This window comes from Pseudomonas sp. AC463, assembly GCF_979253585.1.
In genome coordinates, this window is sequence record NZ_CEEDDZ010000015.1 from 60,681 (window position 1) to 74,023 (window position 13,343).

Here is a 13,343-nt window from a genome sequence, read left to right on the forward strand (position 1 = left end):
TAGTAGTCAGGATATGACCGAGCCAGAAGACCCCAGCCGTGAGCGTCTCAAGCAGCATTTTGCCCAGCGGGTAATTCATCAGGCACGTCAAATTCTTGAGATCTGGCAGCGCCTGCAACGTACCGAATGGTCCGGCGCCGACCTCTCCGAACTCAGCGAAGCCAACCTGCGCCTGCTGCGTTTTGCCGAGCGTTTCGAACAACCGGAGCACGGCCAGCTGGCCCAGCACATCGGCGAATCCCTCAAGGCGGTGGACGAAAACCGCGGCCGCCTCAGCAGCCAGTTGATCACCGAACTCAACCGTTTGATGCAGCGCCTGTCGCGCACTGGCCTGCGTCAGGGCGACCAGCTTGAGCAAACGTTCCTGCCGCCGATGCGCAAGCCAATCTACGTGATGCTGGCCGACCACGAGCGCGCCGAGCGCCTGGCCAAGCAGCTGGAATTCTTTGGCATGAGCGCTCAGTCCCTGGACAGCGTGGCGGCGTTCCATGCGTCGATGGCCGAACGCCTGCCCTCGGCGATTGTGATGGACGTGGACTTCTGTGGCCCAGGCCTGGGCCTCAAGCTCGCCGCCGAAGCTCAGGAAGGTCTGGAACAAAAGCTGCCGCTGCTGTTTTTCAGCCTGCTGGAAACCGACACCCCAACCCGCCTGGCCGCCGTGCGCGCCGGCGGGCAGGAATTCCTCACCGGCACGCTGGAAGCCTCCAGCCTGCTGGAAAAGATCGAAGTGCTGACCTGCGTCGCCCAGTACGAACCCTACAAAGTGCTGATCATCGACGACTCACGAGCCCAGGCGCTGCACACCGAACGGCTGCTCAACAGCGCCGGCATCGTCACGCGCACCTTGATCGAACCGATCCAGGCCATGGCCGAGCTGGCGGATTTCCAGCCCGACCTGATCATCCTCGACATGTATATGCCCGCCTGTACCGGTACCGAACTGGCCAAGGTAATCCGCCACAACGACCGCTACGTCAGCGTGCCGATCATCTACCTGTCGGCCGAAGACGACCTGGACAAGCAACTGGATGCCATGAGCGAAGGCGGCGACGACTTCCTCACCAAACCGATCAAGCCACGCCACCTGATCACCACGGTGCGCAACCGCGCGGCGCGGGCGCGCAACCTCAAGGCGCGAATGGTGCGCGACAGCCTGACCGGCCTGTACAACCACACCCATATCCTGCAATTGCTTGAAGACTGCAGCTTCCGCGCGCGCCGCGAGAACAAGCCGCTGAGCTTTGCCATGCTGGATATCGACCACTTCAAACGGGTCAACGACAGCCACGGCCACCCCATGGGCGACCGCGTGATCAAGAGCCTGGCGCTGTTTCTCAAGCAGCGCCTGCGCAAGACCGATTACATCGGGCGCTACGGCGGCGAAGAATTCGCCATTGTGATGCCCGACACCGACCTGGAATCGGCCTGCAAGGTGCTGGATGAAATCCGTGGGCGCTTCGCCGAAATCCATTACCCGGCCCAGCCGCAGGACTTGTGGTGCACCTTCAGTGCCGGCCTGGTGGAGCTGTGCGACGGCTCCGACAGCCTGATGATGGCCGCCCAGGCCGACGAGGCGCTATACCGCGCCAAGGATGCCGGCCGTAACCGGGTACAGGCCGCGCGCGCATCAAAGCAAAGTGCCATCTTTTCACCGGAATCCACCGAATCCGTCATAACTTTGTAATGGAAACGCAATAACTTCAGGCACTTATCTTTTGCTGTCGGTTGAAACCACGCATGCGCCTGAAGCTGCTGACCAATCTCAATACCCTTCTTCTGGTGGCCGTGTGCCTGGCGCTGGGGGCGACGCTCTGGTGGTCGCAACGCGCGCTGGAGCGGCCGTATCTGCTGATGGAGCGCTACCTGGGCCTGTCCCAGACCTTCCAGAACCAGGCCGCGCGCAATATCGACGACTACCTCGCCAGCGGCGACGCCCTGCGTTTGAGCAGCGCCAGCCAGAGCCTGGAAAGCCTGCTGCAACACCTCGACGAACTGCCCGCCGACCTCGCGCAAAACCTGCGCCCGAGCCTCGCCGACCTGGACGCCTTCAGCAAGACCGACCTGCTCGCTGCCGGCAAACTCGCCGGCGACCCGCAAGCCCTGCTGCTGCAAGCCGAGCGCGAACTGGGCGCCAACCTCGAGCAACTCAGCCAGTACGCTGTGGGCGTCAGCACTGCGGATGCCGCGCGTTACCTGCCGCCGCTGCTGGCCGCCTCACAGCACTTGGGCAAGTTGTCTTTGGCCCGCGACAAACTGGTGAGCAGCGGCCGCGCGGAACTGGCCGACGATGTGGAGCGCGAAGTCACCAATATTCGCTCTCAAGCTGATGTGCTGGAGCAACTGCCGCTGCTGGGCGTCAAGGCCAGCGCCGAATCGAACACCGATGATTTTTCCGCGCTAATGGGCCTGGAAAACACCGAGAAAACCGAAGCCCAGGACACCGGCGTCGACCTCAAGCGCGAACTCAACAGCCTGCTCACCCGCTACCCCGCCGAGCTCAAGCGCACCCGCGAACAGATCCAGCAACGCGCCGACCTGGGCAACGCCACCCGCCTGAAAATCAACGCTGTGCAGCAGGCCATCGCCAGCCTGGAGCCGGTAGTGCGCGCGCAGCACGCCAAGATCCAGGGCGAAGTGCGCCTGATGCAAGGCGTGATGATCGGCCTGATCCTGCTGATCGCGCTGCTGATCGACACCCTGCAGCGCAAACTCGCGCGGGTGCTGACCAACCTGGCTCCGGCCCTGTCGACCTGGGCCGAGGGCGACTTCAGCCAGCCGATCGCCTTGGGCAAGACCAACCGCGAACTGCACGACATCGAAGCCTCGCTGAACCGCCTGCGCGCTTATTTGGTGGACCTGGTGGGCACCATTCGCGGCAATGCCGAAGAGGTCGCCGGCAGCAGCCGCGCCCTCGCCGAGTTGAGCAGCGGCCTGCACGATGGCGCCGAACGCCAGGCCGGGGACACTGCACAGATCCGTGATTCTCTGGGCGAACTCGAAGCGACCATCCAGCAAGTCGCCGGCGATGCCAGCCAGGCCGCCGGCGCCAGCCGCAGTGCGGGCCAGGCGGTGGAGCAAGGCCAACGCGTGATCGGCCTGAGCCTCACCGGCCTGCACGCGCTGGTGGGTGAAGTGCAGCAGAATGCGCAGATGATCGAGAAACTCGCCGAAGAGTCCGCCACCATCGGCGGCGTGCTCACGGTGATTCGCTCGATTGCCGACCAGACCAACTTGCTGGCGCTCAACGCGGCGATTGAAGCCGCCCGCGCCGGCGAGGCCGGGCGCGGGTTTGCCGTGGTCGCCGACGAGGTTCGCTCGTTGGCGCAGCGCACGGCCGGCGCCACCGCCGAGATCCAGACCCTGATCGCCGGCCTGCAAGCCGCCGCGCACCAGTCGGTGCAAGGCATGCGCGCGCAGGTCGAACACGCTGAAGCCACCGCCCAACAGGCCCAGGCGGCGGACGGCGCGCTGGATGAAATCGTCGGCGCGATCCAGACCATTTCCGACACCGCCGTGCGGATTGCCGATGTGACGGCGCAGCAAAGTGGCGCGGTCAGTGAGATTCGCGATAACAGCGAGCGGATTCATCAGTTGGGTGAGGATAATCTGCTGCGAATTGGCCAGGGACGCAGCCAGGGCGAGCACTTGCTGGTGCTGGGCGGGCAGCTCAACACGGCGGTCAAAGCCTTCCGGGTCTAACCTGCCCAATACAGATCCAAAACCCTGTGGAGGCAAATGTGGGAGGGGGCTTGCCCCCGATGGCTGTCTGTCAGTTGACATATTTTTTGACAGACACACTGCTATCGGGAGCAAGCCCCCTCCCACATTTGCCCTCCGGTGTTTTCAGAAATGTGTTGCCAATGACCAGACCGGACAACTTGGTCACATACTTTGCGCTATCCTCGCTAATCGTGCTGCCTACTGCATAGAACTGGACAGTCACAAAGGCTTTGCGGCATAGTCGCCGGGTTCTGCCGTACCCACATCAATAACAAGGAACAGCCGATGGCGACCTTTCTGGTTCTTCACGGACCCAACCTGAACCTGCTCGGCACCCGTGAACCGGGCGTCTACGGGGCAGTCACCCTGGAACAGATCAACCTTGATCTGGAACGCAGGGCCCGTGAAGCCGGCCACCATTTGCTGTACCTGCAAAGCAACGCCGAGTACGAATTGATTGATCGCATCCATGCCGCGCGTGGCGAAGGCGTGGACTTTATCCTGATCAATCCCGCCGCTTTTACGCATACAAGCGTTGCATTACGTGACGCGTTGCTGGCGGTGAGCATCCCATTCATCGAAGTGCATTTGTCCAACGTGCACAAACGTGAAGCTTTCCGCCATCACTCCTACTTCTCCGACGTTGCGGTAGGTGTGATCTGCGGCCTTGGCGCCAGCGGTTACCGACTGGCCCTGGAGGCCGCCCTGGAACAACTTGAACAACCGGCCAAGCGCCCCTGACCGACCCTTGGGAGTTGATGATTCATGGATATCCGTAAAGTTAAGAAACTGATCGAACTGCTGGAAGAATCCGGTATCGACGAGCTGGAAATCAAGGAAGGCGAAGAGTCCGTACGGATCAGCCGCCACAGCAAGACCCCGGCCCAACAGTTCTACGCGCCACAGATGCAAGCACCGGCTCCGGCTGCTGCACCTGCCGCCGCTCCTGCTGCAGCCGCTGCGCCTGCCGCACCGGCCGCGCCAGTACTGAACGGCTTCGTGGTCAAGTCGCCAATGGTCGGTACCTTCTACCGCACCCCGGCACCGACCTCGCCAGCCTTCGTTGAAGTCGGCAAGACCGTGAAAGTGGGCGACACCATCTGCATCGTTGAAGCGATGAAGATGATGAACCACATCACTGCTGAAAAAGCCGGCGTCATCGAATCCATCCTGGTAGAAAACGGTCAGCCGGTTGAGTACGACCAGCCGCTGTTCACCATCGTTTGAACCGCGGAGCGCCTTCGATGTTGAAACCTGCGAAGAAACTGCAAAAAGTCCTGATCGCCAACCGCGGCGAGATCGCGCTGCGTATCCTGCGCGCCTGTAAGGAAGAGGGCATCAAGACCGTCGCTGTTTACTCGACGGCCGATACCGAATTGATGCACGTGAAACTGGCGGACGAAAGCATTTGCATCGGCCCGCCACTGGCCACGAACTCGTACCTGAAAGTCTCGAACATCATCGCCGCCGCGGAAGTGACCGGCGCTGATGGCATCCACCCGGGCTACGGCTTCCTCGCGGAAAACGCCGATTTCGCCGAACAGGTGGAAAAATCCGGGTTCGCGTTCATCGGCCCTAAAGCCGAAACCATTCGCCTGATGGGCGACAAGGTTTCGGCCAAGGACGCCATGATCGCAGCCGGCGTGCCAACCGTTCCTGGCTCCGACGGCCCGCTGCCGGAAGACGAGGAAACCGCTCTGCGCATTGGTCGCGAAGTCGGTTACCCGGTGATCATCAAGGCCGCCGGTGGCGGTGGTGGTCGCGGCATGCGCGTGGTGCACAAGGAAGAAGACCTGATCGAAGCTGCCAAGCAGACCCGCTCCGAAGCGGGCGCCTGGTTCGGCAACCCGATGGTCTACCTGGAAAAGTACCTGACCAACCCACGTCACGTGGAAGTGCAAGTACTCTCCGACGGCCAGGGCCACGCCATCCACCTGGGCGACCGCGATTGCTCGCTGCAACGTCGTCACCAGAAGGTGCTGGAAGAAGCACCGGCACCGGGCCTGGACGAGAAAGCCCGTGAGGAAGTGCTGGCGCGCTGCGTCAAGGCGTGCATCGACATCAACTACCGTGGCGCCGGTACCTTCGAGTTCCTCTACGAGAACGGCCGTTTCTACTTCATCGAGATGAACACTCGTGTGCAGGTAGAGCACCCGGTTTCGGAGATGGTCACCGGTATCGACATCGTCAAGGAGATGCTCAGCATCGCCGCTGGCAACGTGCTGTCCTTCACCCAGGACGACGTGAAGATGCACGGCCACTCCCTGGAGTGCCGCATCAACGCCGAAGACCCGAAAACCTTTATCCCAAGCCCTGGCCTGGTCAAGCATTTCCACGCGCCCGGCGGCAATGGCGTACGTGTGGATTCGCACCTGTACAGCGGCTACAAGGTTCCGTCCAACTACGACTCGCTGATCGGCAAGCTGATCACCTGGGGCGCCACCCGCGACGAGGCCATGGCCCGTATGCGTAACGCCCTGGACGAAATCGTGGTCGACGGCATCAAGACCAACATCCCGCTGCATCGGGACCTGGTGCGTGATGAAGGCTTCTGCGAAGGTGGTGTGAACATTCACTACCTAGAACACAAACTGGCCAACCAGTAAGTGCTCCACCCAACAAAGCCGCCTTCGGGCGGCTTTGTTGTTTGTGGCAGGCACACACAGTTCAAATGTGGGAGGGGGCTTGCCCCCTCCCACATTTGATTTGTGTTCAGTCAGTACAGTCGTCTTCTGCCCTGCTCTCGCGTAAACTTGCGCCCTTTCGCAGCCCCTCCCCGCTGCACACTCATTTTTTCAAAGGTGCCCGCCATGCCTTGGCTGCAAGTCCGTCTCGCCATCAGCCCAGAACAAGCCGAAACCTACGAAGACGCGTTCCTCGAAGTCGGCGCCGTGTCGGTGACGTTCATGGACGCCGAAGACCAGCCGATCTTCGAGCCGGAACTCAACACCACCCCGCTGTGGTCGCACACCCACTTGCTGGCCCTGTTCGAAGACGGCACCGATGCAGCCGCCGTGCTGGCCCATATGGAACTGCTCACCGGTGGCCCGTTGCCCGAGCATCACAGTGAAGTGATCGAGGACCAGGACTGGGAACGCAGCTGGATGGACAACTTCCAGCCGATGCGTTTCGGCCAGCGCCTGTGGATCGTACCGAGCTGGCACGCCGCGCCGGAGCCGGAGGCCGTCAACCTGCTGCTGGACCCGGGTCTGGCTTTTGGCACCGGCACCCACCCCACCACTGCGCTGTGCCTGGAATGGCTCGACGGTCAGGACCTGACCGACAGCCATGTGCTGGACTTCGGCTGCGGCTCGGGGATCCTGGCGATTGCCGCCCTGCTGTTGGGCGCCAAGGAAGCCGTGGGTACCGACATCGACGTACAAGCCCTGGAAGCTTCCCGCGACAACGCCGGGCGCAACAACATTCCTGACGGCAAATTCCCCCTCTACCTGCCGGAAGACTTGCCCCAGGTGCAGGCCGATGTGCTGGTGGCCAATATCCTCGCTGGCCCGCTGGTCTCCCTGGCGCCGCAACTGTCGAGCCTGGTCAAGCCGGGCGGGCGCCTAGCGCTGTCGGGCATCCTCGCAGAACAGGGCGAAGACGTGGCCGCCGCCTACGCCCAGGATTTCGAGCTGGACCCGATCGCCAACCGCGATGGCTGGGTACGCATCAGCGGGCGTCGGCGCTAGAATGAGCGCTTGCCTGAATCGGATGGCCGCATGACCGACAGTTTCGTCACCCAGTGCCCACATTGCCAAGCACGCTTTCGCGTCAACCATGCTCAACTGAGCGTGGCCCGAGGCGTGGTGCGCTGTGGTTCGTGCCTGCAAGTGTTCAACGCGGTGCGCCAGTTGCTGGAGCAGCGCGCCCAGGCCAGCGCACAGGAACCTGAGCAGCCGAGCATCGCCGAGCCGATCGCCGAGGCGCCGCGGGCCATCAGCCAGAAGCAATGGACCGCCGAAGAACTGGACCTGGACAACCTCGACCTCGACGAAGAACTGGCCAAGCTGGAGCGCCGCGAGATTTCGCATACCCAGCAGGCCGGCGCCGAGCGTCGCCAGGCAGGCTCCGACCGCCGGCAAAAGGACGACGCCCTCAGCGCCAGCCGCGATACCGTCAAGGCCGAGGAAGAAAAATGGGCCGCCAGCCTGTTCAGCGACCCGCCGCAAGAGCGCGCCCAGGCCGTCGACGACGACCCTGAACCGACGCGCCAGCGCACCGAACCTTCCATGTCGTTTCACGCCGACGATATCGAAGACGAACCGACGTTACATTCGAGACTGGATGACGATGATCTCGACCCGCCGTTTACGCCCCTGACCCACGCAGCAGAAGCGCCGGAACCCGAAGAACGCTCGCAACCGCGGCGCAAGCGCCCGCGCGCCGAGGCCGGGGTACACGACGAGATGCTGCACGATCTGGAAGACGACCCGCTGCACCTCTACGCGCAGAAGCGCCAGTCGAGCCTCGGCCGTCGCCTGCTCTGGTTGCTGCTGGTACTGATCGCCGCCGCCGGCCTGGCCGGCCAATACATCGCCTACCAGTTCGACGACCTGGCCCGCCAGGACGCCTACCGCCCGTGGTTCCAGCAACTGTGCCCCACACTGGGCTGCACCGTGCCGTCGCGGGTCGATATCGCCCACATCAAGAGCAGTAATCTGGTGGTGCGCAGCCATCCGGAATTCGCCGGGGCGCTGGTGGTGGACGCGATCATCTACAACCGCGCGGTGTTCTCCCAGCCGTTCCCGCTGCTGGAGCTGCGCTTTGCAGACATGAACGGCAGCCTGATCGCCAGTCGTCGGTTCAAACCCGCCGAATACCTGAGCGGCGAACTGGCGGGCGTGAGCGAAATGCCATCGCAGACCCCGATCCATATCTCCCTGGACATTCTCGACCCGGGCAACAAAGCCGTGAATTACAGCCTGAGCTTCCACTCGCCCGAGTGAATCGGTTCATGCCTTGATGCTTGACGGCAGATTCTTGACTTGGCGCTGCGCAACCAAACCGGCGGCGATAAAGAAATAACTGTTCAGATTTTATCCAATTCAGCCTTTATCCAGTCATCGAGAGCGGGTATCATGCCAACCCTTTTTCGAACTCTAATGATCCGGCCCCACAACAGGGAAGTCCTATGTCGGCGGTACGCATCGGCCCATATACATTGCAGAACGGCTTGATTCTCGCCCCTATGGCGGGCGTCACCGACCAGCCCTTTCGTCAGCTGTGCAAGCGTTTGGGCGCGGGTCTAGTAGTCTCGGAAATGGTCACCAGCGACATGAGCTTGTGGAACACCCGCAAATCGCGGATGCGCATGATCCACGAAGGTGATCCCGAGCCCCGCTCGGTACAGATCGCCGGCGGTGATGCACAGATGCTGGCGGATGCGGCCCGGGCCAATGTGGAGTTGGGCGCACAGATCATTGATATCAACATGGGCTGCCCGGCCAAGAAGGTCTGCAACAAGGCCGCCGGTTCCGCGCTGTTGAAAGACGAGCAGTTGGTTGCCGAGATCCTGCAGGCCGTTGTCGCCGCAGTGGATGTGCCGGTAACCCTGAAGATCCGTACCGGCTGGGACCGGGACAACAAGAACGGCCTGACGGTGGCGAAGATCGCCGAACAGGCAGGTATTACAGCGCTGGCGGTACATGGCCGCACCCGCGCCGATCTGTACACAGGTGAAGCCGAGTACGACACCATCGCCGCGATCAAGCAGGCGGTGTCGATGCCGGTGTTTGCCAATGGCGATATCGATTCAGCCGAGAAAGCCCGGCGCGTGCTGCACGCAACCGGCGCCGATGGCTTGTTGATTGGCCGGGCTGCCCAGGGGCGGCCATGGATTTTTCGTGAGATCGACCATTTTCTGCGTACCGGCGAAATCATGCCGGCACCGGAGTTGGTCGAGGTGGAACGTATTCTGCTAGAGCATCTGGCCGCCCTTCACACCTTCTACGGAGATGTGATGGGTGTGCGCATTGCTCGCAAGCATGTGGGTTGGTATCTCGCAACCCTGCCGGGCGCCAGGGAGTTCCGCGCCGGGTTCAATCGTTTGGATGAAACGCAAGCACAGGTCACCGCCGTTCGTGAGTTCTTTGCCGAACGAGACAAGAGCCTGAGAGCAGGGGACGGAGAAGGGGTGGCCGCATGACGATGATGACCGAGACTTTAGTGAGTGGAACAACACCCGTGAGCGACAACGTCAATTTGAAACAGCACCTCAACACGCCGAGCGAAGAAGGCCAGACCCTTCGCGGGAGTGTCGAGAAGGCGCTGCACAATTATTTCGCCCACCTTGAGGGCGCTTCCGTCACGGACGTGTACAACCTGGTGCTCTCCGAAGTCGAGGCGCCCTTGCTCGAAAGCGTGATGAACTACGTCAAGGGCAACCAGACCAAAGCCAGTGAGCTGCTGGGCCTCAACCGTGGCACCTTGCGCAAGAAGCTCAAACAATACGATTTGCTGTAAGCATTCAATCAAACCAGAAAGGCGCCCGCGTAAAACCGGTCGCCTTTTTTGCTGACTCCTTTGCTTTTGATGGAAATTGAAATGACCGACCAGACTACCCGCCTGCCGATCCGCCGCGCCTTGATCAGCGTTTCCGACAAGACCGGCATCCTCGAATTTGCCCGGGAGCTGGAAGCCCTGGGCGTGGAAATCCTCTCCACGGGCGGGACCTTCAAACTGCTGCAGGACAACGGCGTGGCCGCAGTGGAAGTGGCGGACTACACCGGTTTCGCAGAAATGATGGACGGTCGGGTCAAGACCCTGCACCCGAAAATTCACGGCGGCATCCTTGGCCGTCGCGGTATCGACGACGCCATCATGACCGAGCACGGCATCAAGCCGATCGACCTGGTGGCCGTTAACCTCTACCCGTTCGAAGCCACCATCAACAAGCCAGGCTGCGACCTGCCGACCGCCATCGAAAACATCGATATCGGCGGCCCGACCATGGTTCGCTCGGCTGCCAAGAACCACAAAGACGTGGCCATCGTGGTTAACGCCAGCGACTACGCCCAAGTGCTGGAAAGCCTGAAAGCCGGCGGCCTGACCTACGCCCAGCGTTTTGACCTGATGCTCAAGGCGTTCGAACACACCGCCGCCTACGACGGCATGATCGCCAACTACATGGGCACCGTGAACCAGGCCGCCGAGACCCTCTCGACCGAAGGCCGCAGCCAGTTCCCGCGCACCTTCAACAGCCAGTTCATCAAGGCCCAGGAAATGCGCTACGGCGAGAACCCGCACCAGAGCGCGGCGTTCTACGTGGAAGCCAAGCCGGCCGAAGTCGGCATCGCCACTGCGACCCAGCTGCAAGGCAAGGAACTGTCCTACAACAACGTGGCCGACACCGACGCCGCGCTGGAATGTGTGAAGAGCTTCGTCAAGCCGGCCTGCGTTATCGTCAAGCACGCCAACCCGTGCGGCGTGGCCGTGAGCCCGGACGCTGAAGGCGGTATCCGCCAGGCCTACGAACTGGCCTACGCCACCGACACCGAATCCGCGTTCGGCGGCATCATCGCCTTCAACCGCGAGCTGGATGCCGAAACCGCCAAGGCCATCGTCGAGCGTCAGTTCGTCGAAGTGATCATCGCCCCTAGCGTGAGCGAAGAAGCACGCGCCATTGTCGCCGCCAAGGCCAACGTGCGCCTGCTGGCCTGCGGCGAGTGGTCGGCTGACCGCGCCGCTGCCTGGGACTACAAGCGCGTCAACGGCGGCCTGCTGGTACAGAGCCGCGACATTGGCATGATCGGCAGCGAAGACCTTAAAGTCGTGACCAAGCGCGCGCCGACCGAGCAAGAGATCAACGACCTGATCTTCGCCTGGAAAGTGGCCAAATACGTTAAATCCAACGCCATCGTCTACGCCAAGAACCGCCAGACCATCGGTGTCGGCGCCGGCCAGATGAGCCGCGTGAACTCGGCGCGTATCGCCGCGATCAAGGCTGAGCACGCCGGTTTGCAGGTAGTGGGCTCGGTAATGGCTTCCGACGCGTTCTTCCCGTTCCGCGACGGCCTGGACAATGCCGCGAAAGCCGGCGTAACCGCCGTGATCCAGCCGGGTGGCTCGATGCGTGATGCCGAAGTGATTGCCGCCGCTGATGAAGCCGGTATCGCCATGGTCTTCACCGGCATGCGCCACTTCCGTCACTGATCATGTGGGAGGGGGCTTGCCCCCTCCCACCTAAAGCGCATCTGCGGCGTCTACAGAATTTGAGGTTTTTGACATGAATGTTTTGATCATTGGCAGCGGTGGCCGTGAACACGCCCTGGCCTGGAAAGTTGCCCAGGACCCACGCGTCCAGAAGGTTTTCGTCGCACCCGGCAACGCCGGCACCGCCATTGAAGCCAAGTGCGAGAACGTCGCCATCGACGTGCTGGCCCTTGAGCAACTGGCCGACTTTGCTGAAAAGAATGTGTCCCTGACCATCGTTGGCCCGGAAGTACCGCTGGTGGCCGGCGTCGTGGACCTGTTCCGCAGCCGTAACCTGGATTGCTTCGGCCCTACCGCCGGCGCGGCCCAGCTGGAAGGTTCGAAAGCCTTCACCAAGGATTTCCTGGCACGCCACAAGATCCCGACTGCCGACTACCAGAACTTCACCGAGATCGAGCCGGCCCTGGCGTACCTGCGTGAAGTCGGTGCACCGATCGTGATCAAGGCCGATGGCCTGGCGGCCGGTAAAGGCGTGATCGTCGCGATGACCCTGCAGGAAGCCGAAGACGCGGTACGCGACATGCTCGCCGGCAATGCCTTTGGCGAAGCCGGTTCGCGCGTGGTAATCGAGGAGTTCCTCGACGGCGAAGAAGCCAGCTTTATCGTAATGGTCGACGGCAAGAACGTGCTGCCAATGGCCACCAGCCAGGACCACAAACGCGTCGGCGACGCCGACACTGGCCCGAACACCGGCGGCATGGGTGCTTACTCCCCTGCCCCGGTGGTCACCGCTGACGTGCACAAGCGCGTGATGGACCTGGTGATCTGGCCGACCGTGCGCGGCATGGCCGACGAAGGCAACGTGTACACCGGTTTCCTGTACGCCGGCCTGATGATCGACAAAGCCGGCAACCCGAAAGTCATCGAGTTCAACTGCCGCTTCGGCGACCCGGAAACCCAACCAGTGATGCTGCGCTTGCAGTCGAGCCTGGTGCTGCTGGTGGAAGCCGCCTTGGCCCAGGCCCTGGACAAGGTGGAAGCGCAGTGGGATCCACGTCCGAGCGTCGGCATTGTACTGGCAGCCGGTGGTTACCCTGCCGACTACGCCAAGGGCGATGTGATTGAAGGCCTGGACGCGGCTGCTACGCTGGAAGGCAAGGTGTTCCATGCGGGCACCGCGCTCAAGGATGGCAAAGTTGTAACCGCAGGTGGCCGTGTCTTGTGCGCCACCGCAATGGGTGCCAGTGTCGACGCCGCGCAACAACAGGCCTACAAGCTGGCGGCAAAAATCGATTGGAAAGGTTGCTTCTACCGCACCGACATTGGCTATCGCGCCATTGCCCGTGAGCGCGGCGAGAGCCAGTAAGCCGTACAGCTGGAGCTATCCGTTCGGTTAGGCAAGGGCCTCTGGCCCTTGCCGTACTCATGCCTCCCCGCGCATAGTTAACCCCGTGCATCAACCTACGAAGGGA

The 13,343-nt window shown here is 62.1% G+C and carries 11 protein-coding genes; all 11 read left to right on the forward strand.

Annotated features, from left to right (window positions below; all coding sequences use genetic code 11):
- Positions 1–13: 13 nt before the first annotated feature.
- On the forward strand, positions 14–1,684 hold the full coding sequence (locus AC0IYH_RS19390) for a response regulator (protein WP_122774749.1): 1,671 nt from the start codon (positions 14–16) through the stop codon (positions 1,682–1,684).
- 53 nt (positions 1,685–1,737) lie between these two features.
- Complete coding sequence (locus tag AC0IYH_RS19395) at positions 1,738–3,699, forward strand: methyl-accepting chemotaxis protein (protein WP_471835776.1); 1,962 nt, start codon at positions 1,738–1,740, stop codon at positions 3,697–3,699.
- 306 nt (positions 3,700–4,005) lie between these two features.
- On the forward strand, positions 4,006–4,461 hold the full coding sequence (aroQ, locus tag AC0IYH_RS19400) for a type II 3-dehydroquinate dehydratase (RefSeq protein ID WP_056860456.1): 456 nt from the start codon (positions 4,006–4,008) through the stop codon (positions 4,459–4,461).
- A 24-nt stretch (positions 4,462–4,485) separates the two neighbouring features.
- Entirely contained in the window at positions 4,486–4,947 is a 462-nt protein-coding gene (accB, locus tag AC0IYH_RS19405) for an acetyl-CoA carboxylase biotin carboxyl carrier protein (protein ID WP_116627258.1), read from the forward strand.
- A gap of 17 nt (positions 4,948–4,964) precedes the next feature.
- Entirely contained in the window at positions 4,965–6,326 is a 1,362-nt protein-coding gene (accC, locus tag AC0IYH_RS19410; protein WP_116627259.1) for an acetyl-CoA carboxylase biotin carboxylase subunit, read from the forward strand.
- A gap of 204 nt (positions 6,327–6,530) precedes the next feature.
- A complete protein-coding gene (gene prmA, locus AC0IYH_RS19415; RefSeq protein ID WP_471835779.1) occupies positions 6,531–7,409 on the forward strand; it encodes a 50S ribosomal protein L11 methyltransferase in 879 nt (292 codons plus the stop codon).
- Between the two features lie 30 nt (positions 7,410–7,439).
- A complete protein-coding gene (locus AC0IYH_RS19420) occupies positions 7,440–8,666 on the forward strand; it encodes a DUF3426 domain-containing protein (protein WP_116627261.1) in 1,227 nt (408 codons plus the stop codon).
- 185 nt (positions 8,667–8,851) lie between these two features.
- Positions 8,852–9,865: a tRNA dihydrouridine synthase DusB gene (gene dusB / locus AC0IYH_RS19425; protein WP_116627263.1), complete on the forward strand. Its 1,014-nt coding sequence runs from the start codon at positions 8,852–8,854 to the stop codon at positions 9,863–9,865.
- Positions 9,862–10,182 carry a DNA-binding transcriptional regulator Fis gene (fis, locus tag AC0IYH_RS19430; protein ID WP_002555375.1) on the forward strand — a complete coding sequence of 107 codons (321 nt, stop codon included), beginning with the start codon at positions 9,862–9,864 and terminating at the stop codon, positions 10,180–10,182. The genes dusB and fis overlap by 4 nt, the downstream gene beginning before the upstream one ends.
- An 81-nt stretch (positions 10,183–10,263) precedes the next feature.
- Complete coding sequence (purH, locus tag AC0IYH_RS19435; RefSeq protein WP_012721993.1) at positions 10,264–11,871, forward strand: bifunctional phosphoribosylaminoimidazolecarboxamide formyltransferase/IMP cyclohydrolase; 1,608 nt, start codon at positions 10,264–10,266, stop codon at positions 11,869–11,871.
- Positions 11,872–11,944: 73 nt separating this feature from the next.
- Positions 11,945–13,237 (forward strand): phosphoribosylamine--glycine ligase, encoded by a 1,293-nt coding sequence (purD, locus tag AC0IYH_RS19440; RefSeq protein ID WP_116627264.1) that lies wholly within the window; start codon positions 11,945–11,947, stop codon positions 13,235–13,237.
- The last annotated feature ends 106 nt before the right edge of the window (positions 13,238–13,343 follow it).